We start from the raw sequence: 21,769 nt of genomic DNA, 5'->3' as shown, positions 1-21,769 counted from the left end.
ATCTCAAGCGATGAAGTTAACTCGCACATCCAATGTCGCCCCTAAGGCTGACAAACCAAAACTGGGGATCAGCCGTCGTCAGTTTATGAAGAATGCCGGTATTACTGCCGGTGGTATCGCTGCCGCCTCTATGCTGGGTGCCGGCATGATGCGTCGTGCCGAAGCCAAAGATGTACCTCATGATGCGCCTATCGAAGTCAAGCGTACTATTTGTAGTGCCTGTGCCGTAGGTTGTGGTCTGTATGCCGAAGTACAAAACGGTGTTTGGACTGGTCAGGAGCCTGCCTTCGATCACCCATTCAACGCCGGTGGTCACTGTGCCAAAGGTGCTGCACTGCGCGAGCACGGCCATGGTGAGAAGCGTCTCAAGTATCCAATGAAGCTTGAAGGCGGTAAGTGGAAGCGTATCAGCTGGGATCAGGCCATCAACGAAGTTGGTGACAAGATGCTGAAGATCCGCCAGGAATCTGGTCCGGATTCTGTTTACTTTATGGGTAGTGCCAAGTTCTCCAACGAAGGCTGCTACATGTATCGTAAGCTGGCCGCCATGTGGGGTACCAACAACGTCGACCACTCTGCCCGTATTTGTCACTCTACCACTGTAGCCGGTGTGGCCAACACCTGGGGCTATGGTGCGCAAACCAACTCTTTCAACGACATTCAGAATGCCCGCGCCATCTTCTTCATTGGTGCCAACCCTGCAGAAGCACACCCTGTTTCCATGCAGCACATTCTGATCGCCAAAGAGAAGAACAATGCCAAGCTGATCGTGGTTGATCCACGTTTCTCCCGCACCGCGGCTCATGCCGATCTGCATTGCTCTATCCGTCCGGGTACCGACATTCCGTTTATCTACGGTATGTTGTGGCATATCTTCGAAAACGGCTGGGAAGACAAGACTTTCATCAAAGAACGTGTGTTCGAGATGGAAACCATCCGTGCAGAAGCCAAGAAGTTCCCACCTAAAGAAGTGGCCAACATCACTGGCTGTAGCGAAGAGTACCTGTACCAGGCCGCCAAGATGATGGCCGATAACCGTCCAGGCACTGTGGTTTGGTGTATGGGTGGTACCCAGCACCACGTAGGTAATGCCAACACCCGTGCTTACTGTATCCTGCAGTTGGCTCTGGGTAACATGGGTGTTTCCGGTGGTGGTACCAACATCTTCCGTGGTCACGATAACGTACAGGGCGCTACCGACCTGGGTCTGCTGTTCGATAACCTGCCAGGTTACTACGGCCTGACCTCTGCGGCATGGCAACACTGGACCCACGTATGGGATCTGGATATGGAGTGGATGAAGAGCCGCTTCGACCAGGGTACCTACCTGGGCCGCGAACCTATGACGACTCCGGGTATTCCTTGTTCCCGTTGGCACGACGGTGTGTTGGAAGACAAGCAGAAGCTGGCACAGAAAGACAACGTGCGCCTGGCCTTCTTCTGGGGTCAGTCTGTCAACACTGAAACCCGTCAGCGTGACGTGCGTGATGCACTGGACAAGATGGATACAGTCGTTGTTGTTGACCCATTCCCAACTATGGCCGGTGTTATGCACCGTCGTAAGGATGGCGTTTACCTGCTGCCTGCCGCGACTCAGTTTGAGACCCGTGGTTCCATCTCCAACTCAGGCCGTTCTATCCAATGGCGTGAGCAGGTTATCGAGCCGCTGTTTGAGTCCAAGACAGATATCGAAATCATGTATCGTCTGGCACAGAAACTGGGCTTCGCCGAGCAGTACACCAAGCGTATCAAGAAAGAGAATGGTCTGCCTCTGATCGAAGACATCACTCGCGAAATCAACCGCGGTATGTGGACTATCGGTATGTCCGGCCAAAGCCCTGAGCGTTTGAAGCAACACACAATGAATTGGGGCACTTTCTCCAACAAGACTCTGGAAGCCGAAGGTGGGCCATGCAAGGGCGAAACCTATGGTCTGCCTTGGCCATGTTGGGGTACACCTGAGATGAAGCATCCAGGTACCCAGATCCTCTATAACACAAGCAAGCACGTCAAAGACGGTGGCGGTAACTTCCGTGCCCGTTACGGTGTGGAATATCAAGGCAAGAACCTGCTGGCCGAAGGCTCCTTCTCCAAAGGTGCTGAAATCCAGGACGGTTATCCTGAGTTCTCCGACAAGCTGCTCAAGCAATTGGGCTGGTGGGACGAGCTGACTGCTGAAGAGAAAGCCGAAGCCGAAGGTAAGAACTGGAAGACCGACCTTTCAGGCGGTATTGTCCGGGTTGCCATCAAGCACGGTTGTATCCCATTCGGTAACGCCAAGGCCCGTTGTATCGTGTGGACCTTCCCTGATCAGGTGCCAGTACACCGCGAGCCGCTGTACACAGCCCGTCGCGATCTGGTAGCCAAGTACCCAACTTATGACGACATGCAGGTACATCGTCTGCCGACTCTGTACAAGTCTATTCAGGAGAAAGATGTCAGTGGCAAGTACCCACTGGTACTGACTTCCGGTCGTCTGGTGGAATACGAGGGTGGTGGTGAAGAATCACGTTCCAACCCATGGCTGGCCGAGCTGCAGCAGGAGATGTTCGTTGAGATCAACCCTGGTGATGCTGCCGACCGCGGTATCCGTGACGGTGAGAAGGTATGGCTGGAAGGCGCCGAAGGCGGCCGAATTCTGGTTCAAGCCATGGTGACCCCAAGGGTTAAACCTGGTGTGACCTGGATGCCTTACCACTTTGCCGGGATCATGCACGGCGAGAGCCTGGAACCCAACTATCCGGAAGGCACAGTGCCTTACGTATTGGGTGAATCCTGTAACACTGCGCTGACCTATGGTTATGACCCAGTGACTCAGATGCAGGAAACCAAGGCGTCGCTTTGTCAGATCGTCAAAGCATAAGTGCAGCTTAAGCGAGGAGAATTGCCACTATGGCTACAATGAAATTTCTGTGTGATACCAAGCGCTGCATTGAATGTAATGGCTGTGTCACCGCTTGTAAAAACGAAAACGACTCCGCTCTCGAGTGGGGTATCCAACGTCGCCGTGTAGTGACCATCAAAGATGGTCAGCCCGGCGAGGCCTCTATCTCTGTGGCTTGTATGCATTGCAGCGACGCGCCTTGTATGGCCGTATGTCCTGCCAACTGCTTCTACCGCACCGAAGATGGCATAGTGCTGCACAACAAAGATACCTGTATCGGTTGTGGTTACTGTCTCTATGCTTGCCCATTCGGCGCACCTCAGTTCCCGAAATCAGGTGCCTTCGGCTCCCGTGGCAAGATGGACAAATGTACCTTCTGTGCCGGTGGTCCTGAAGAAAACCATTCGGATGCCGAGCGTCAGAAATACGGTGCCAACCGTATTGCAGAAGGCAAGCTGCCTATGTGTGCCGAACTCTGTGCAACCAAGGCCCTGCTGGCCGGTGATGCGGAAGTGGTTTCCGGCATCTACCGCGAGCGTGTGGCTTATCGCGGTGCCGAAAACGGCGCCTGGAAGTAACAGACGGCACGAATATCCGACCCGGTACTACCGGGTCGGTGAGAGAGGTTAATATGAACAAATGGTTCAAACACATAGGCTTGGCTATTGCGCTCTTGTTCAGTGCGGTTTGCTTTGCCAATGGTGCTGATGCACCTGTGGAACCACAAGCGAGCGACGCCCAGATCTGGGCACAACTCAAGGATGGGGCAACGGGTTACACCACGTCCCAGAGCCAGTTCCACAACCAGCCGATCAACACCTATGATCTGCGGGTACTGGAACTGCGCAGCGACTGGCTGGCCCCCGGGTTGATGCTGGCCCTGTTCGGCATGATCATCATTTTTGCCCTGTTTATCATGGTTAACGGTATTTCCAAACTGCACCATGGTTTCTCCGGCAAGATGGTACATCGTTGGTCCAAGTTTGATGTGAGCATTCACTGGCTGGGGGCGATTCCCTGCTTGCTGCTGATCCTCACCGGCTTGGTGCTGTTGGCCGGGCGTTTCTTCTTCCTGCCTTATCTGGGTGAAGGCTTCTGGGCATCCATGGTCAATGGTGCCAAGCAAGTGCACGACGTGATGGCGATTCCCTTCATGTTCGGCTGGGCGCTGATGACTCTGTTGTGGGCCAAGAACCAGTTACCCAAGATGTATGACGTCAAGTGGTTTATGGTCGTGGGCGGGTACATCAACTTCGGTCCTTTCAAGGGCAAACACCCTGATGCCGGCTTTGCCAACGCCGGTGAGAAGATGTGGTTCTGGGCCTTTGCCTTCTTTGGGCTGATCATCTCTGCCTCAGGCATGCTGCTGCTGTTCCCCAACCTGTTTGAACCCAGCCGTACCCTGAGCCTGATAGCTCTGGTGTTGCACTCAATCAGTGCCATCATCATCTGTGCCTTCTCCATAGTGCATATCTTCATGGCAACTGTTATGTCTGAAGGTGGTATGGAGTGTATGGTTTCCGGTTACTGTGATGAAAACTGGGCAACTCAGCACCACAACCTGTGGTATGACGAGATCAAGGCCAACGGTACTCTGAAATACAGAGACTGAGGCCAGCCCTTTGCAGAAAAGCCGTGTCAGTCGACACGGCTTTTTTTATCAATAATGAAAAATAAAGCGGTGATTATTTTATTTATGGCACTTATACCTCTAAATAGGTGGTCAAAGTGCCATTTTCTTGAGTGATTGGCATTAATTAACTGTTTTTAATCATTAAATTATTTTAATCCTTAGCTTAATTCTTCTGCTGTTTAACTGTTTTTGTAACAAAATTTCTGACTTGATCCGTAAAATAGTTAACGATTTGACTTCCAAAGTGTAAAAAATACAATTCAAATAAAACAACATCATGTTTATTAAGATTTATTTCAATTTTTAATGACATTATGATGGATTGCTTATTTAATCACCAATATGTAAAATGGTTCTACAAACGTAACAAAGTTACGCATCTTTTTCTTCATTCAATCAGATACCATCATGATCAACAATACCAGAACCAGTGTGTTATCCATGCTGCCGTCTTTGCTGTCCAGTGTGCTACTTATAGTGATCGGCATCTTTGCTTATCGTGCTTTTTTCCAACTCAATGACGTCAGCGAACGTCTGGTGAACAACAACAATCTGACCGAGACTTTCGCCGGGATCCGCGAAGAGTTCTATCAACTGCGACTGGCTTCCCTGGTGCACAACACTCAAGGGGTACGCCAGCATCAAGACAGAGTGCATGACCTGATAGCCCGCCTGAGTAAATTCGACACAGCCTTTATGAAGAATGGTGGTGCGCGAATCGCCGTTCTCAAACCCGGAATCGACAGATACACCCGTCTCTACTTCGATGAGCTGGCGCTGGCCGAGCGAACCGGCACAGAGCCGGTTCTCACTCCGGTAAGACGAGATCTGGGCCCTGAGGTGAGTGCCGAGATCAATCTGCTGGTGGCGCAGATAACCGAGCGTAACCAGGAATTGGGGCAGATGACGGTTTCCGAGGTGGATAATGCCGAAGCTATTCTGCTCGGTCTGATCCTGTTTGCCATAGTGGCTTCCTTGCTGATGGCACTCCTTATGAGCCGCCATCTGGTGGCCATTGTCAGCCGGATCCAACAATCTGTCGCCAAGCTGGCGGTCGGCGACCTGACCCACAAGATAGGGATCCAGGGCAAGAATGAACTCTGCACTCTGGCGGCCGATCTGGATCAGCTCAGCGACAGATTACAAGTCATGATCCGTGAAATCGCCCAAGCCTCGGAACATATGGCGCAGCAGGTCGGTGAGCTCAATGTGCAGTCTGAGTCCAACTCGGCGGCATTGCAGGCCCACGCCTTGGAAACCGACCAGGTTGTCACCGCGGTTGAAGAGATGAGCGCTACCGCTCAAGGGGTTGCCAACGATGCTGCCTCCGCCGCACAGTTGACCGATAAGGCCAGAGCTCAAGGGGATGAGTCCCGTCAGGCGGTCGAACAGGCTTCCAACAATGTGATGGCGCTGGTCAGCGAAGTCGACAGTGCCTCCCAGACCATTGCCGAGATGGATGAAAGCACCCGTAGAATTGCCGGTGTGCTGGATGTGATAGGTGAGATTGCCGAGCAAACCAACCTGCTGGCGCTGAATGCGGCCATCGAAGCGGCCCGAGCCGGTGAGCAGGGACGTGGCTTTGCCGTGGTGGCAGACGAAGTCAGGGCGTTGGCGGCACGCACCCAGGCCAGCACTTCAGAGATCAACAATATGTTGGAACAGCTGCGTCAGGGAGCAGATTCGGCGGTGAATGCCATGAATCGTACCCGCCAGAGCTGTCAGGCAACGGCCGATACCACGACTCTGGTGGCCGAAAGTTTGCAGGGGCTGACCGAGCATGTATTTGATATCAATGGCCTCAGTAGCCAGATAGCCACGGCTGCCGAAGAGCAGAGCTCGGTTTCTGAAGAGATTACCCGCAACCTCAGTGTCATTCGCGAAATGGTGGAAGAGCTAAATCAGAGTGGTAAGGCGACACTCGGCAGCACCGCGGCACTGGCCGCTGCCAAAGATCAGCTCTCCAGTGTGGTCAGACAGTTTAAGCTCAGCTGAAAATAAGGGGTCTGCGGACCCCTTTTTGCTGCCTGGTGTAAAGGCACCCCTCGAAAGGTTGATTTTTCATCCGTTAATGCTAAAACATGATCTGCTTAACAAAACGCCACTCTCGATACTGATAGGTATTGTTAACTTCTAGCCAGTTCACGTTTTGACTCCTGTGCAGGAGGTAGTCTACAAACAGCTGGCAGTACCTTGGAAATCACCTAACTGTTTGTGGTATCTAAGGATTAGCAAAACTAACAGGAAGCCTTATGTCATCAATTATCCAAACTCTCGATCGCCAACTGGTCACTCCATACCAAGCCAATATTACAGTACCCAACTGGATGCTGGGGGCCATGGAGCGGGTGATGCAGTACTATGTTGACAAGAACCTGAGGCTGGACACTATTTCTGCTGATGTGATGCCGGCTCCGGTAGAGGGCAAGAAATACATGCTCTATGCCCATGTGCCTTTCTGCCACACGCTTTGCTCTTACTGTACCTTCCACCGCTTCCTGTTCAAGGAAGACAAGGCCCGTGCCTATTTTGTGGCGCTGCGTAAAGAGATGGATATGGTCAAGCAGTTGGGCTATGACTTCGAGTCCATGTACATAGGCGGCGGCACTACGACTGTGCTGGAAGATGAACTGGCGCGCACTATCGAGTATGCCAAGACCCTGTTCCCTTCCATCAAGGAAGTCTCCTGTGAATCGGATCCCCAACACTTGGACAGCCCCGGCTTTAAACAGCTCAAGGGATTGGTTGACCGCATGTCCATCGGGGTGCAGAGCTTTAATGATGACATCCTCAAGATGACAGACAGGTTGGAAAAGTTCGGCACCGGCCAGCAAACATTCGACAAGATCATGGCTGCCAAAGAGCTGTTTCCTATTATCAATGTCGATTTGATCTTCGGTTTCCGCGGTCAGACAGACGAAGTGATCCAGCATGACTTGGATATGGCTTCCAGACTGGATCCACGCCAAATCACCACTTATCCCCTGATGATCACCCACCAGACCCGCAAGAGCGTCAAAGGGAAACTGGCTGCGCCTCAGGCCGATATGGCCAACCAGTACCGGATGATCCTCAATACCCTCAATGGCCAGTACAACCAGTTGTCGGCCTGGGCCTTTGGTAAGGCCAACGATGAGGGCTTTGACGAGTACGTTATCGACTACGACGAATATCTGGGTGTGGGTTCAGGCTCATTCAGTTTCCTCAACGATACCCTGCATGTGAATACTTTCTCGCTGCGCAAGTATCAGGAGCGGATCGCCAGCGGCAAGATGGGTGTTGAGCAGCAAAAGCAGTACAGCAAGAAAGATGTGATGCAGTATCGTTTCCTGCTGGGGATGTTCTCCGGTCGTCTGTCGCGCAAGTATTTCCGCGACACCTTCGGCGTTAATCTGGACACAGCCCTGTTCAAGGAGATGAGCTCGATGAAGCTGATTGGCGCCATCAAGAATGATCCCAGCAACCCGGATGAGCTGATCATTACAGACAACGGCAAGATGATGGGTCTGCTGATGATGAAAGAGTTTTATGCCGGTATGGATAATGTCCGGGCGCAGCTGCGTAAGCCGCTGAAGCCTTGTGATATGTAATCTTTGGTTCAATGAATGATAAAAATCCGCCTCAGGGCGGATTTTTTATTGCGCAATAACGCTTCTGCCGTCGGCTAGTCGCCTTGACTGCGATTACCGGGATAACGGGGGTAGTCGTCGCTAATCTCCAGCCAGGCGGGTTTGTCGGCGCAGTAGATATGATATCTGGGTGCCACCCTGTCTGGGTCATCCAAAGAAGCAATACTCAAGCTGATAAATTCGGGATGGTCGAGACTGCGATAACTCAGGCTGGTGCCACAGTTGGGGCAAAAGCCGCGGCGGACCTTGGCCGAAGAGGCATATTCCCGCACGGCTTCACCCTGCCAAGTGAGTTGCTCCAGCTTGAAGTCCATCCAACTGCCCACCAGAGCCCCTGTGCTCTTACGGCATTGACTGCAGTAACAGTGGTCGGCATCGAACGGTTCACCCTCGAGGTGATAACGTATGGCGCCGCACAGGCAGCCTCCCTGTAACTCATCCTGCTGCTTCATCGCTCGACTCCTGGATAGCTTATTGTCAGGGCCTATCTGGCGCGATAGACGGGATAAGCCTGGTAAGCCTTGTCATAGTAAGGGCTGCGCTCGTAGAACCAACGTAACCTGGCCTTGGCATCGGCGGCAAAGGCCGGGTCTTTGAGCGCCTGGTCAAATTCGGCCTGGAGCGCTTTGGAGTTGGCCAGCATCTGTTGTGCCAAAGGTTCAACCGCGTAGTCCTCAATATACTCGGTGCGGGTGAATATGGTGTTGAACAGGCCCCACTGCAGCAATGAGTCGGGCGATTGCGGCTCCAGCAGTATCATCGCCAGATCGCCAAGCGGCTGCTCAGTGCTTATTTTGACGGTACCGGTGGGCAAGGTGAGTTCAACCTTTTCCAGTTTGGCTTTGGCACTGACTCTCTGGCGGCCTTCATAGTCACTGGCGGCAAACTGGGGTTCGCTGAGGCGATACTGTTGCAGCTTCAGTGTTTGAGGTTGCTCCAGGCGGCTCATACGAATGCCGTGCAGCGATAGCTTGGCAATCGCCTCCTGCCACTGGGGCGGAATATAGTAAGCGGCCGGGCGGCTGACACGGATATCCGCCTCTGTGTTGCCTATTACCGGCAGGTTGGGATAAAGCTTGGGCTCGCCGGTCCAGCGCACCACCTGTTTGCCCGAAATAGGGCTCTGTTCCAGTTGATAGTCTATGCCTTTGAAATCCCAGCCCTGCTCCTGCTTTTGTGACTTCCAGGTCAGGGTCACCAGCCGTGGATAGCGGTACTTGTCTTTCTCTATCGCTGCGCGCAGCTTGGTCGCTTTGGCCCCCACAGTCTTGAGGGTTTGCTCCAGCATCACATAAGTGCCCAGTACCCGTTGCCGAAACGGCTTGAGGCTGTGGTTTTCAATCAATATGGTCGGCAGGTGTCTGGCATCGCCGTAACCGTTGGAGTAGCGGGCCGAGGCATTCCACAGTGACATGCCCTTGCTCAAATCGGTATTGTCCAAGGCGAAGACCAGAGGCCCCGGGATATGACCTGCCTGGGTCAGCGCCTGTTCTATCGCCGGGCGATATTCCTGCTGCAGCCAGTTGTAGCCTGCGGGGCTCAGCCCCTGAGACAGGTTGTAACCAAAGGTCACATCATATTGGTAGTCGATACCGTCGGTGACATGCACATCGATATACAGCTGCGGCTGCCAGTCGTTGATGGCGGTCAGCATGTGTTGCATCTCCATGCTGTCGGCCTTGGCGTAGTCACGATTGAGGTTGATGTTTTGGCTGGTGGTTCGCCAGCCCATGTTCAGTGGGCCACGTTGATTAACCCGGTTGCTTTGGCTGGAGCGCTCGTGCGCATCGACACTGAAAATCGGCACAAACAGCAGGTTGACCTGTTCCAACAGCTCGGCCTTGTCGCCGACTATGATATCCCGCAATAACATCATGCCGGCATCTTTGCCGTCAATTTCACCCGAGTGGATCCCGGCTTGCACCAGAACATTGGGCTTGTGGTTACGTCTCAGCTGTGCCGGGGTGGCAGCACCTTCGGCGCTGGCTACTATCATCCAGATATCCCGCCCCTGGGGGCTCTTGCCCAGGCTCACCTTGTTAAGCTTGTTGCTTTGGGTCATCAGCCTATCCAGCCAGGCAAAGGTCTGCTGATAGCTTGGGCTTTCAATACCGCCGGATTGCTCAAAAGGCGTGGCCCAGCCGTCGTCGGCTGGACGCATTAAGGCCTCGCTGGCACCACTCCAGGGTTTGAGCGGCGGCAAAATGGCATCATTGATATAGGTGTTGGCTTGGGTGGCTGGTTCGGCAAGTGCGGCGCCGGGTAGCGTCGCGACAGCGAGCCAGAGCAGGGACAGCATGCGCATGAAAGGCTCCGGATACAGGATAATTGTTATTGTTGAAGCGCTCTATCTTTCACCAATTTGTCGAGTCCTGCAAGTCACCCGGAGTGACTCTCCCTTTCTGTTGTGGTTATAGCAATGAAAGCAAACTGCACCTCCCTAAATTTTGTTTTGTCAAAGTAATGTCAAAAAACGGCACTCAAGGGCAGTAATTTACATATTTGCAATCCAGTCTGAATAAATACCCAATCTCGCTTCTTAAGTTATTTTCTGTGTTGTAATTTCTTAACTGAGCTAATTAAAAATAATTTTATATTTATACCAGTTTTTATTAGCTGCTGGATAAATAACTTATATAAGTAAAGTAGTACTTTAATGTGGCAGCCATTTAAATTATCAATAGTGCTTTTGGCGTTCACTTTAATAAGTTCTGATTAAGTCGTTTTATTCTTGGAGAACAGTGTTGATGAGAGGCTTATCCAATATATTGATAGTTTCGGCAGTGGCTTTACCCCTGGGGTGCGCTTCTGCGGCAGAGGTGATTACCCTGGATGGTCAGTCACTCAAGATAGCGCAGCTACTGCAGCTGAAAGATAAACAAGTGCAGGTGGCTCTCAGCAAAGAAGCGCGAAAGACAATTCATGCAAGCCATGAACTCCTGATAGATTCTGCCCGTAAAGGCACGCCCGTATACGGGCTCACAGTTGGGGTGGGCAAGAACAAGGATACCCCGGTATTTGGTAAAGACGGTTCCCTGAGCGCCGAAGCTCGCAAACAGTCGGAAGACTTTAACCGCAATATGCTGTTTACCCACTCGGCGGCCAGTGGCCAACCCATAGCGCCGGAAACCGTGAAAATGGCGATGACGATCCGCCTGAATCAGATAGCCACGGGGCATGTGGGTGTGCAGCCGGACGTGGCCCGCATTTACCAGGAGTTTATCAACGAAGACATTATCCCCGTGGTGCCGGAAGATGGCTCTGTGGGGTTGAGTGATATCCTGTTGGCCTCACACATAGGCGCCGCCATGATGGGCGAGTGGGATGTGTTCTACAAAGGCCAGCGGATGTCTGCCGCCAAGGCGATGAAGCAGGCCGGGATCAAGCCGCTGGTGCCCTTTGGCAAGGACTCACTCTCGATTCTGTCCAACAACGCCCTGGCAACGGCACAGGTGGTCAACGCCATTGGTGATGCCCGCCAGATCATTCAATTCTCTCCCAGACTCATTGCCGCGGCCCTTGAGGGGATCAACGGCAATATCAGCCCTCTGCTACCTCATACCCTGGCGGCCAGACCTATGCCGAATGTCGAGAAGGTAGGTCAAGAGATTTTGGCCAATCTGGAGGGGGGATATCTATTCCAGCGTGACGAGAAGCGGCCGTTGCAGGATGCGCTATCCTATCGTGGTGCTCACTGGCCTGTGGCCCATGCCATGTCTCAGTTGCAGCAGTTGGAAACCTTGGTGAATATTCAGATTAACAGCTCTGATGATAATCCTACGGTTTACATCAATGCCAAACCCGGACGTTACGCCGATGCCCCTCAAGTGGCACAGTATTTTACCCAAGGGACGGTATCTGGGGCGATTAACTCCTCGGCCAACTTCGATACCATCCAATTGGCGTCCCAGACCGAGGCCTTTATCAATGCCATGGCGCAGTTGGGCAAATACTCCAGTAATCGCCAGATCAAGTTGATTGACCCTTACTTCACGGGTTTGCCAAGAGCCTTGGTCGACCCTGATGATGCCAATGGTCAGGCTTTCTATACCCTGCAGAATGGCTTCACCGCCCTGTTTGTCGAGATAGCCCATGCGGCCAATCCCGTGTCCTTCTATGGTATAGCCAACCAAGGCGGTATCGAGGATAACTTCAGCAACTACTTCCAGGCCGGCAAGAATCTCAGCAAGGTGGTGGATGGCGTGGCACGCATCTATGGCTTTGAGCTGATGCAGGTGGCCCAGGCGATGGACCTGCAGAAGAAAGTGAACCACAGGCAGTTGTCACCCCAGAATGAACAACTGTTAAAGGCGCTGCGCAAACAGGTGGCTTACTACGACAAGGACAGGTTGTTTACCCCGGATGTCGAGGCCTCGACTCAGTTCCTGATGAAGTTCTAAGAAAACCAAGCCCCGGTAGGATTAACCACCGGGGCTCTTTGTTTAGGGAATCGGGAATAGCCTTTGCTCACTGGGTTTTCGAGCCACACTCGCGGCTTGGACATGTCGTCTCGGCGGAAATGCTCCAGGCTCCGGAGAAGTCATTGTAGATAAATCTCTGCTCTGAACCGCGGGCGCTGAAGTGCACCACGAACGGAGTGAATTGGGGCACACCTGCCTGCGCCGCCAGTTGAGTAATGGCCAACTGGGCTATAGGTGAGTCTGGCTCTCCCAATTCAGCCAGCTGTTCTGTACTGAGTTCCAGATGTCTGGGGCTGTCACTGAGTGAGGCGTTTTGAACTACCTTGGCTATGGGGATCTCATGCAGCCTGGCATTCAGCCGTGAATAGGCAGCATATTGCGCAACCCTCTGTTGCAGCGCCGCTTCGCTCACCCCCAGGCTCTTGGCCATATTGGCTCTACGCGCCTGAACCAGCTCCCTGAGTTCGCTTCGTTGTTGACTGGAAAGAGCCGAGAAGGTCATTCCGGCCCCCAGAGTTTGACTGTAAGTGGCAGAAGACAGTATCGGCTCGCCCAGTGTCTTGTCACCGGCCATCAGCCGGTTCAGTTCGGCGGAGAAGTGAAGATAGGCTTGCGGATCTTGAAAGCCAAAATATTCCGCATGGGCTTCAATGCGTTGCAGCGTACCCGAGACGGGTTCTGCGATTGTGGCAGATGAAATGTAACCTGCTGAAAAGCATGCTAATAATATCCATTTGTTCATCTTGTATATCCTTATACTTTACTGAGTACGAATATAATTAACAGCCTTGGCTTTCAGGGTCAACGGTTTCATTGCTCGGAAATTCAGCGGCAGACAGACAGGGGTTCAGTGAGCTCGAGGCCACTATCGCTGCCATTGGCGGCAGGCATGCGCTATAAACAGCGGCTCGAAGCTGGCCTTATCAGCATAGAGGAGGTGACGTGAAAATAACGTCAAAAACTCCGTAGTTTTTACATGGGGTTACATTTTTGCAGCCTATTCTAAATATCTGTTTCAACTGTCTTTGTTCAATTCGTAGCCTGAGTTATGTTGGCTTTGATTCTTATTCTTGAGGAGTAATCGCATGAGTACAGTATTGAATCAGGCTGCACTCACGGAAACACAGAGCAGTTTCAGACAAGTACTGCAAACCGTCGGCCCGCTGATCGCCAGGCTGGGGTTCCAGGGGTTCTGGTTTCAGGGGCTGCCAAGCAATGCCAGGGAGTATTTGGAACACCCGGAAAATCAAGGCTTGTTCGCCCCAGTGTGGCTGCGAAGGCCAATAGCCTCACTGGCTTCCTCCGGTAGGATAGCGACCCTGCAACAGTACTATCTGGAACATTTTGCCCGCAGCGACAGTAACTTTGCCGAGTCTTTAAGCGCAGATAAAGCCTGGCGGTATCGCTGGCAAGAGCACGACCCGGTAAAAACTCTGTTTGCCAAACATGGTTACGACACTGTTCTGAGCTTTCCTGTCCCCAGCTATGCCAACCCGACCTGGTTTGGTCGTTTCATATTGCTGGCATCGGGCCGTCCCGAGCCGGATCCGGAACGGGTACAGCAGACCCTGATCTTGGTGCAAAGTCTGCTGTTTGAACATGACAGACAGAGGTTCAACCCCTTTCTGCAGAGCCGGATCTTCAAGGCCAATGCCAGAAAAGTGCTGCGAATGGCCGCAACCGGACTACAAAATCATGAGATCTCTGATCGACTGCACATTAGTGTTCGTGGGGTTGAATACCATATGGAGTCAATGCGCAAGAAACTGGGTGCCAGCAACAGGGCAAATCTGATCCATCTGGCCCATCAATTTGAGTTGATCTGACATGTTAATTCTGCTGGTCGAAGATAATCGTCTGTTGGCAAACAATATTATTCAGTACCTGGCGATAAAAGGCATTGAATGTGACTATGCCGAAACCCTGGCTCAGGCCAATGAACTGCTGAGACAGCAGCATTTCGATGTGGTGGTGCTGGATCTTAACTTGCCCGACGGGGACGGTGTGCGAGCATGCCAGGGCTGGAAGGCTCAGTGTATGACCACGCCGGTGATCATGCTGACCGCCCGCAGCGGTTTGGATGATAGGTTGAGCGGCTTCGATGCCGGCGCCGATGATTATCTGATCAAACCCTTCGCCATGGAGGAGCTGGTGGCCCGCCTAAGAGTCGTGGCTCAGCGCCGTCCGGCACCACCAAGATTACAACTGGGTGAGCTGGAGATGGACTTTGGCAAACACGAGGCCTATCGCCAAGGGCAGTTGTTGTCCCTGAGCCGCACCGGCTGGCAGATACTGGCCTTGCTGGCTCGCCGCAGCCCGGAAACCGTGGAGCGGGAAGAGATAGAGCGTATGCTCTGGCCCGACTGCCCACCTGACAGCGACAGCCTGCGCAGCCATCTGCATCTGTTGCGGCGGGTGGTGGATAAGCCGTTCGACAGTCAACTGATCTACACCATTCGCGGGGTAGGACTCTGCCTGAGGAGTGACTGAAGATGATGCCCAAGTTCAGCCTCAAGCGCAGCTATCAAATTTACGGGCTTATTTTTCTGGCGGTCACTCTGGCCATCAATAGCATCATCCCCCTTTGCATGATGTGCACCGGCATGTTTTCCATGCATGAGATCACTCTGCGTAACGCAGGGCAGGCGGCTGAAGCGGTGTTCCTTCAGGGCAGCACAGAGCTGGATACCGACAACATCAGTGTGTTTGCCGACTGGCAGCGGGTACCGGATAAGATCAAAGCTATCAATGACTTTCAGCCTCCCACTGCAGAAACGGGTATTCGTTATCAGCATCTTGATGGCCCCTATATCGATGCCCTGAGTGTGCATTACACGGCTTCAGGCCAGCCGCTGTATCTATGGCTACATTATGATGCCACCCATGATCTTGTTTTTGCGCCCAAGAACATGACCGCCATTTTATTGCTGATAGTGATGACCTTCGGGGTGGTGGCCAGCCTGGCGTTTCATATGCAAAAGCAAGTGATCACCCCGGTGCACAAAATCAGTCAGGCGATCAAACAGCACGACTGGCAAAGCATGAATGGCTTCAGTTTTCCCAAACAAGGCTATGCCGAGCTGCAATCGATAGTGGATGCGCTCAATACTTCGCTGCAGCAGCTACAAAAGGCCCAGCAGCGGGAACTCAACTTCCTGCGTTTTGCCAGCCACGAGCTGCGCACTCCTGTGGCTATCTGCCAGTCATCCTTTGAGCTGCTCACCTTGCAAAAGGGCAAGTTGACCGGGCCAGTACTGGCTGCCAGCCAGGCGACGGCGCAGATGAAGTCCATCATAGAAACCCTGTTGTGGCTCACCAACAAGAGCAGCACTCGGCTGGAAAAACAGCGCTTGGCTCCGGCCGAGTTGTTGCAGCAGCTGGCAACTGAGCAGGAGCACGCCCAAGGCAAGCAGGGGGTTATTCAATTGGATTGTGACGATACCCAACTACTGGTGCTGAAAGAGCCTCTGTGCATCATGCTCAATAATCTGCTGCGCAATGCGCTCGAGCATGGCACTGGCGAGGTCAAGGTGGAGCAGCGGGGCAAGTGCATCCGAGTCAGCAACTCAAGCTTACAGGATGGCATGGGAGGTTTTGGTCTGGGGCTGATGTTGGTCAAGCGACTGGCGAAACAGCTGGGTTGGCAGTTCAAGGAATATCGGCCACCGCAGATGTTTATTGCCGAGATAGAAATTACAGATTAAAGGAAAGTGTGAGCTTAGGCTTATATTTATAGATTGGCTATTAATATTTTAAAAAGAGATGGCTTGGTCTGTCTCTTTTTAATTTGTTTGACGGAATTTTCACTTAACTTGTGGTCTCCTGTTATCTACTTCCTTAAACCACAGAGTTTATTTTTTTAAGGATTGTAATCGACCAAGATCACAGCTGCTATTGGTGGCAATTAATTATTATTTTCTCGTCCAATTCATGTGTTTAAAGTTTTCAATTACTTGGCATTGTATTTGTCTGAGGAAATATTATGAGCTCAAAATGGTTGTTGAGTGGGGTGGTACTGGCTATGGCATTTTCTGCCAATGTGCAGGCCGATGTAACCAAAACAAGTCTGGATCTTGGTTATAAGTTTTATACCAGTGATACCAAGGATGATAACCCTGGCGTCTTTAACCAACCCTTTCTCAAGCTGAATCATTTGGGTTTGGCCGATTGGGGCAGTTATTTCGCCAATATCAAGCTGGAAAACCCGGGTGAAGTCGCGGAAAACCAGAAGAATGAAGATGGTAAAACCACTTTAAAATCATTGGCAATCATAGAGCATAAGCTGGGTGAAAGCGGTTTTAACTTTTGGGCCCAGAACTTTATCTCTGCCAGTGAGACTCTGGTCGAAGACAACCTGTATCTGGGGGTTACGCACAACAGTAAGTTTGGCGATTTGGCGCTGAACTACGGGGTTGGTTTCAACTATACCTTTGGTCATTTCTCACCAACAGATGAGAACTTCAATGACATTTCAGGTTATGCCCTGGTGCTCAATGCCAAATACCCGCTGAGTTTTGCCGGATTGAAGCACAACTTGTCCGTCAACTACGAAGCGCAGATAGACAGGGATGAAGACCACCAAAAGCTGTTCAGTTACGACAGCTATGGGCACCAGATCATTCTGGGTTGGCAGACCCAATTTACCGATGCCTTCTACGGCAAGTTGCACCTGACTCAGTACGACAGTTGGGGTGCACAGTACAACGACGGTATCGAGTATGGGTTGGCTTTTGGATACCAGTTTTAACAATGGAGCCAGGCTCCCTTTTTTAATCGACAGGAACTGAATATGCAGTTGAACAAATCCGTTTTGGGCGTGGCCGTATCCACTGCCGTGGTGATTACCGGCTGTCAGGTGACCCATGAGATCATCAAGAGTCAGGGGACTGCCCAGGGCAAGCATGGTGAGATCCAGGTAGAAACCAGCATTCAGGATGGCCGTATTGTGGCTATCGATGTGCTGAAGCAGAAAGAAAACCCTGTGTTGGCCGCCGCCGCATTCAAAGATGTGAAACAGGCCATCATAGACAACAACTCTGTAGATGTTGACGGGGTTTCCGGTGCGACCGTGACTTCCAATGCCCTCAAAAAAGCCGTGGCTGCCAGTGTTGAAGCCGCAGGTGTGACTCTGGTTGCCGCCACGGCCACCGCCAAGCATGGTGAAGCCCTGACGCCGGCCGAATACACCTATGATGTGGTTGTGATAGGTTCTGGTGGTGCCGGTTTCAGTGCCGGTCTGGAGGCCATGGAAGCCGGTGCTTCTGCCGTCATCATCGAAAAGATGCCCATCATAGGTGGTAACTCGCTGATCTCCGGCGCCGAGATGAACGTAGCCGGTAGCTGGGTACAGAAGAGCATGGGAATTACCGACTCCAAAGAGCTGTTTATCCAGGACACACTCAAAGGGGGCGACTTCAAGGGTGATCCTGAGATGGTCAAGGTGATGGTAGACAATGCCGTCGATGCCGCCGAATGGCTGCGTGACTATGTCAAGGTTGAGTACTACCCCAACCAGCTGTTCCAGTTTGGTGGTCACAGCGTCAAGCGCGCCCTGATCCCGAAAGGCCACACGGGTGCCGAAGTGATTGGCAAATTTGCCAAGAAGGCCGAAGAAGTCGGTCTGCCTATTCACACCAACACTACCGCCGAGCGTCTGCTGATGGACAACAATGGTCGGGTCGTCGGTGTTGAAGCGACCAAAAACGGCAAGAAGATCACTTATCATGCCAAGCGCGGTGTTGTTGTCGCTACCGGTGGTTTCTCTGCCAACGTGGCCATGCGTAAGCAATACAACCCAGAGCTGGATGAGCGTTACGGTACTACGGGTATTGCAGGTGGTACAGGTGACGGTATTGTCATGGGTGAGAAGATCCACGCCGACACCCGCAACCTGGGCTATATCCAAACCTATCCTATCTGTAACCCAGAGACTGGCGCAATTGCCCTGATCGCCGACTCCCGTTTCTTCGGTGCGATTCTGGTCAACCAAAACGGTGAGCGCTTTGTGGAAGAGTTGGAACGTCGCGACGTGATCTCCCATGCGATTCTGGAACAACCCGGTCGTTACACCTATGTGCTGTGGAACAAGGACATCGACGATGTGGCCGGTACCATTGGTATGCACCAAGGTGAATACAAAGACTTCACCAGCCGTGGTCTGATGTATGAAGTGAACAGCATTGAAGAAGCCGCCAAGGTGTTCAACATTCCGCTGGAAAACCTCAAGAAGACCATCAAGGATGTGAACCACTATGCGAAAACCGGTAAGGATGAAGCCTTCAATCACAGAGCCGGGCTGGTGGACTTGAGCAAGGGCCCATACTGGATCCTGAAAGCTACGCCATCGGTACACCACACCATGGGTGGTCTGGTAACAGATACCAAGACCCACGTACTGAATGAACAAGGCAAGGTGATCCCAGGTCTGTTTGCCGCCGGTGAAGTGACAGGTTTGACTCACGGTACCAACCGCCTGGGTGGCAACGCCTATACAGACATCATTGTCTTTGGCCGTATCGCCGGTCAGCAGGCTGCCGCCAACTAAGCCTCCGAGCTACTCATAATCTCCCCTGAAAACAAAAACGGCCCGCAAGGGCCGTTTTTTTTATCACCAATCTCTGGGGGAGATGGCTTGTTCGATATCCAGACTGTCGAAGCCATAAGCACGGCTGATGATGTAAAACTCATCGGCGAGGCAATCCCGGGCGACTGTCTCCAGTTCACTGCCGTTGGCTTCAAACTCATCTTGCAGCTCATTGATGGCCAGGGTAGCGGCGTGAGTCAGTTGCAGCAAGGCGCCTTCATCCTCGGGCTTAAGGGCTTCTATCTCGCTGCACAGTTGCAGCAATACGCCTTTGAGTTTATCAACCAGAAAATCCGGAAAATAGCCGTCCAGATACATAGGTGCCAACAATTGCCGCTGCTGGATGACGGGGTTGGTAACAGACATTAGTCTTCCTCATTACTTGCTCAATTGGCCTGCGCCAGTTGTTTCAGATGTTGATACAGGGAATCGCTGAAGCTTTGCTCGTAGGTGAGTCGCAATTGCTGCCTGCCGGCATCGAAATCAAAGGCGCGGTAAATATTCACTTCAATGAGTTGGTCACCTTGGATCAGATATTGGCTGGGCAGAACCTTGTCGGCCAGCTCTGGATTGTCCAGCAGCTCTGTGATCTGCAACAAAGGCGCACCACTCGGGCTTTGGATTAGCTGCCACTCGTAGCTTTCAGGGGTATCGCCAAAGTTCAGCGTGAAACGCTGCTCGCCATCCAGGGTAATTTCATCCTCTGTTGCTATAGGCCAGAAGAGGGTAATCAGCGCCCTGGAGTCGAGATCTTCGGCGTTGGCAACCGGCATCTCCCAGGAAACAAACTCTTCATTCCGGCACATTACATCGGCTTGCTGCGCCGTCCAGATGCGGTAAACCTGCCCAGGCCATTCTAGCTTGGCCAACTGCAGCGCGGCCGGGGTACCTGCCAGCAAGGTTTGCCAGTCTTCGGCGCCGGCCTGGTACTTGTCCACCTGCATAGTGATTGGTACCTGAGTACCATCATAGAAGGTATGTAGTTGATTGCCTTCGATAACCGGCGCGCTTGGGCTATAGCCCTGATCCTTGCGATCAGCATTTATCCAGCGCTCCATTTGAGTATTCCAGCACTCGTTGGCGACCTCATCTCCCAGAGTGACATCCTGGGCCAGGACCTTGCCTTGGTTGACACTTCCGGTCAGAAACTTGGAGGGGTCGCCATATTGCAGGGTGAACACCTCCGATCCGCCAGTCAGCCCCAGATCAAGCAGATGAGCTTGCTCATCATCTTCCATCAAGCCATTGAGTACTATCACCCAATCATTGTCGTTCATGGTTTTGTCATCAAGAGGTTCCAGGTAACCCAGGGCAACCATGGCGCTGTTTACCTTGTTACGCACCTCTTGGGGATCTGTGGCCAGGAATGTCTCCGCTGTTTGACCACTGGCGGCGATCAACTGTCGCAGCTCATTCAGGGTCATGGCGAGGGTCTGCTCGGCCGCCAGAATGGCCTCATGATTGCCTTCACCGAGTAGCTTTTCTATCTGAGCTTCAGTCAAAGCGTGAATGTGCTGCAGTAACCAAAATGCCTCGGCAAAGGCCGGCGCTGCTGTGACTTCGGCAGCAAGCTGGTAAGGGTTCTCGCTCTCCGGGGCGAACAGCTGGGAATATAGCTGCCTGAGTTCCTGAAGCAGGTTATCGCGCTGGGCGTCACCAATGCCCGCTTGCAACATCTGCTGTAAACGACTGAATTCCAAATGGGTCACTAGGTTGATGGTACCCGTATGCTGGTTCAGGGCAAAGAGCACCAGACTACCGTCATCAGCAGTCTGGGCAGCGACACTCTGCTTGTTGTGTTGCTGTTTGGCTGAGGTATTGTCACTGGCCTGCGGTAACCAGCTGGCCAGCAGATAATAGTCGGGCGTTGGGTCATCGCTGCGCCAATCGAGCTGATACTTGCCATCGTTGTCGGCAGTTGTTGTGGGCTCATCAGCATCGCAAGACAGGTTACGATTGAGATCGGCGCAGACATCGGCCCCCGGCACAGCACCCAAATAACTAACCTGGCCCTGAACACTAATATCAGTCGTAACAGGTGGTTGATTGTCATCTGAATCGGAGCCGCCACAGGCAGAGAGCAGCGTAGCACTGAGTGCTACCGACAGGAGGGAAAGTTTACGCATATTGATTCATCCTTGAGTTAAGTTCGTCAAAACGGGTTAAGGCAACTTGGAAAGAAACCAGCCTTTATCGGTTTGGAGAAATTTGCAGCTGACAGAAGAACGGTAGTTTTCTCCTTCTATCAGTAGCTTAACCCGCGCTTCCTGAAGCGCACCTTTCTGTTGCTTGCTTTTGCTGGGTTCGCTGTAACTCACATCTTGGGGCGTAATAGTGCCGAGAGTCTTATCTTGATACCAACGCTTGTGTGAACGGGCCAGTATTTGGGCCGCATGCTCTTGTTCCTTGGCACTCGCTTCGTAGGGCATTAGTGCCACAAAGGCTTGTACATCCTGGTTTTTGATGATTTCAAAACTATCCAAGCACTGTTGAGTCAGCTTCTCATTTGGTTTGGCCGCCACTGGCAGCGTGAAAAGGGTTACTCCAAGTGAAAGATATGCAAATGGAATTTTCATTGTTCAACTCCTTGAAACAGGGAAGAGCCTTACGGCTCTTCCC

General features: G+C 52.3%; 17 protein-coding genes. 11 read left to right on the top strand and 6 right to left on the bottom strand.

What is annotated here, in order from left to right; translation table 11 throughout:
• The first annotated feature begins 10 nt into the window (after window positions 1-10).
• From ACF8D4_RS05840 to ACF8D4_RS05820, 5 genes are all read left to right on the top strand, one after another.
• Window positions 11-2,863 carry a molybdopterin-dependent oxidoreductase gene (locus tag ACF8D4_RS05840; RefSeq protein WP_025889567.1) on the top strand — a complete coding sequence of 951 codons (2,853 nt, stop codon included), beginning with the start codon at window positions 11-13 and terminating at the stop codon, window positions 2,861-2,863.
• A 29-nt stretch (window positions 2,864-2,892) separates the two neighbouring features.
• Window positions 2,893-3,462 carry a formate dehydrogenase FDH3 subunit beta gene (gene fdh3B / locus ACF8D4_RS05835; RefSeq protein WP_025010615.1) on the top strand — a complete coding sequence of 190 codons (570 nt, stop codon included), beginning with the start codon at window positions 2,893-2,895 and terminating at the stop codon, window positions 3,460-3,462.
• A gap of 53 nt (window positions 3,463-3,515) precedes the next feature.
• On the top strand, window positions 3,516-4,496 hold the full coding sequence (locus tag ACF8D4_RS05830) for a formate dehydrogenase subunit gamma (protein ID WP_392464763.1): 981 nt from the start codon (window positions 3,516-3,518) through the stop codon (window positions 4,494-4,496).
• A 429-nt stretch (window positions 4,497-4,925) separates the two neighbouring features.
• The gene (locus ACF8D4_RS05825) at window positions 4,926-6,512 is read left to right on the top strand and encodes a methyl-accepting chemotaxis protein (RefSeq protein ID WP_025010616.1); all 1,587 of its coding nucleotides are present in this window, start codon (window positions 4,926-4,928) and stop codon (window positions 6,510-6,512) included.
• 257 nt (window positions 6,513-6,769) lie between these two features.
• Window positions 6,770-8,107 (top strand): coproporphyrinogen III oxidase family protein, encoded by a 1,338-nt coding sequence (locus ACF8D4_RS05820; RefSeq protein WP_025010617.1) that lies wholly within the window; start codon window positions 6,770-6,772, stop codon window positions 8,105-8,107.
• Window positions 8,108-8,181: 74 nt separating this feature from the next.
• On the opposite strand, the gene ACF8D4_RS05815 is transcribed toward ACF8D4_RS05820, so the two are convergent.
• Entirely contained in the window at window positions 8,182-8,598 is a 417-nt protein-coding gene (locus ACF8D4_RS05815) for a GFA family protein (protein ID WP_107111846.1), read from the bottom strand.
• A 32-nt stretch (window positions 8,599-8,630) separates the two neighbouring features.
• The gene (locus ACF8D4_RS05810; protein ID WP_335918802.1) at window positions 8,631-10,451 is read right to left on the bottom strand and encodes a M14 family metallopeptidase; all 1,821 of its coding nucleotides are present in this window, start codon (window positions 10,449-10,451) and stop codon (window positions 8,631-8,633) included.
• Between the two features lie 442 nt (window positions 10,452-10,893).
• Between ACF8D4_RS05810 and hutH the strand changes: the two genes are divergently transcribed.
• Window positions 10,894-12,546 carry a histidine ammonia-lyase gene (gene hutH / locus ACF8D4_RS05805; protein ID WP_392468520.1) on the top strand — a complete coding sequence of 551 codons (1,653 nt, stop codon included), beginning with the start codon at window positions 10,894-10,896 and terminating at the stop codon, window positions 12,544-12,546.
• A 67-nt stretch (window positions 12,547-12,613) separates the two neighbouring features.
• On the opposite strand, the gene ACF8D4_RS05800 is transcribed toward hutH, so the two are convergent.
• The gene (locus ACF8D4_RS05800) at window positions 12,614-13,309 is read right to left on the bottom strand and encodes a hypothetical protein (protein WP_156020587.1); all 696 of its coding nucleotides are present in this window, start codon (window positions 13,307-13,309) and stop codon (window positions 12,614-12,616) included.
• 343 nt (window positions 13,310-13,652) lie between these two features.
• Here ACF8D4_RS05800 and ACF8D4_RS05795 point away from each other — a divergent pair, with 343 nt between their 5' ends.
• From ACF8D4_RS05795 to urdA, 5 genes are all read left to right on the top strand, one after another.
• Window positions 13,653-14,393, top strand: a complete 741-nt coding sequence (locus tag ACF8D4_RS05795) for a helix-turn-helix transcriptional regulator (protein WP_156020585.1) — start codon at window positions 13,653-13,655, stop codon at window positions 14,391-14,393.
• Window position 14,394: 1 nt separating this feature from the next.
• Window positions 14,395-15,057: a response regulator transcription factor gene (locus ACF8D4_RS05790; RefSeq protein WP_392464759.1), complete on the top strand. Its 663-nt coding sequence runs from the start codon at window positions 14,395-14,397 to the stop codon at window positions 15,055-15,057.
• A gap of 2 nt (window positions 15,058-15,059) precedes the next feature.
• Complete coding sequence (locus ACF8D4_RS05785; RefSeq protein ID WP_109248451.1) at window positions 15,060-16,271, top strand: HAMP domain-containing sensor histidine kinase; 1,212 nt, start codon at window positions 15,060-15,062, stop codon at window positions 16,269-16,271.
• Window positions 16,272-16,549: 278 nt separating this feature from the next.
• Window positions 16,550-17,314, top strand: coding sequence for an outer membrane protein OmpK (locus ACF8D4_RS05780; protein ID WP_109248452.1), 765 nt, complete (start codon window positions 16,550-16,552; stop codon window positions 17,312-17,314).
• A 42-nt stretch (window positions 17,315-17,356) separates the two neighbouring features.
• Window positions 17,357-19,111, top strand: coding sequence for a urocanate reductase (gene urdA, locus ACF8D4_RS05775; protein WP_025010623.1), 1,755 nt, complete (start codon window positions 17,357-17,359; stop codon window positions 19,109-19,111).
• Between the two features lie 63 nt (window positions 19,112-19,174).
• Here urdA and ACF8D4_RS05770 read toward each other — a convergent pair whose 3' ends face one another.
• Genes ACF8D4_RS05770 through ACF8D4_RS05760 form a run of 3 tightly spaced genes read right to left on the bottom strand, consistent with a single transcriptional unit; the run spans window position 19,175 to window position 21,726 of the window.
• The gene (locus tag ACF8D4_RS05770; protein WP_025010624.1) at window positions 19,175-19,516 is read right to left on the bottom strand and encodes a DUF5713 family protein; all 342 of its coding nucleotides are present in this window, start codon (window positions 19,514-19,516) and stop codon (window positions 19,175-19,177) included.
• A gap of 20 nt (window positions 19,517-19,536) precedes the next feature.
• Window positions 19,537-21,276: a hypothetical protein gene (locus ACF8D4_RS05765; protein WP_208137785.1), complete on the bottom strand. Its 1,740-nt coding sequence runs from the start codon at window positions 21,274-21,276 to the stop codon at window positions 19,537-19,539.
• Between the two features lie 36 nt (window positions 21,277-21,312).
• Window positions 21,313-21,726, bottom strand: a complete 414-nt coding sequence (locus ACF8D4_RS05760) for a hypothetical protein (protein ID WP_025010627.1) — start codon at window positions 21,724-21,726, stop codon at window positions 21,313-21,315.
• Window positions 21,727-21,769 lie beyond the last annotated feature (43 nt).

Source organism: Shewanella sp. YQ_9 (assembly GCF_043103185.1).
Classification (GTDB): Bacteria; Pseudomonadota; Gammaproteobacteria; order Enterobacterales; family Shewanellaceae; genus Shewanella; species Shewanella algae.
This window is presented reverse-complemented; position numbering and strand designations above follow the sequence as displayed.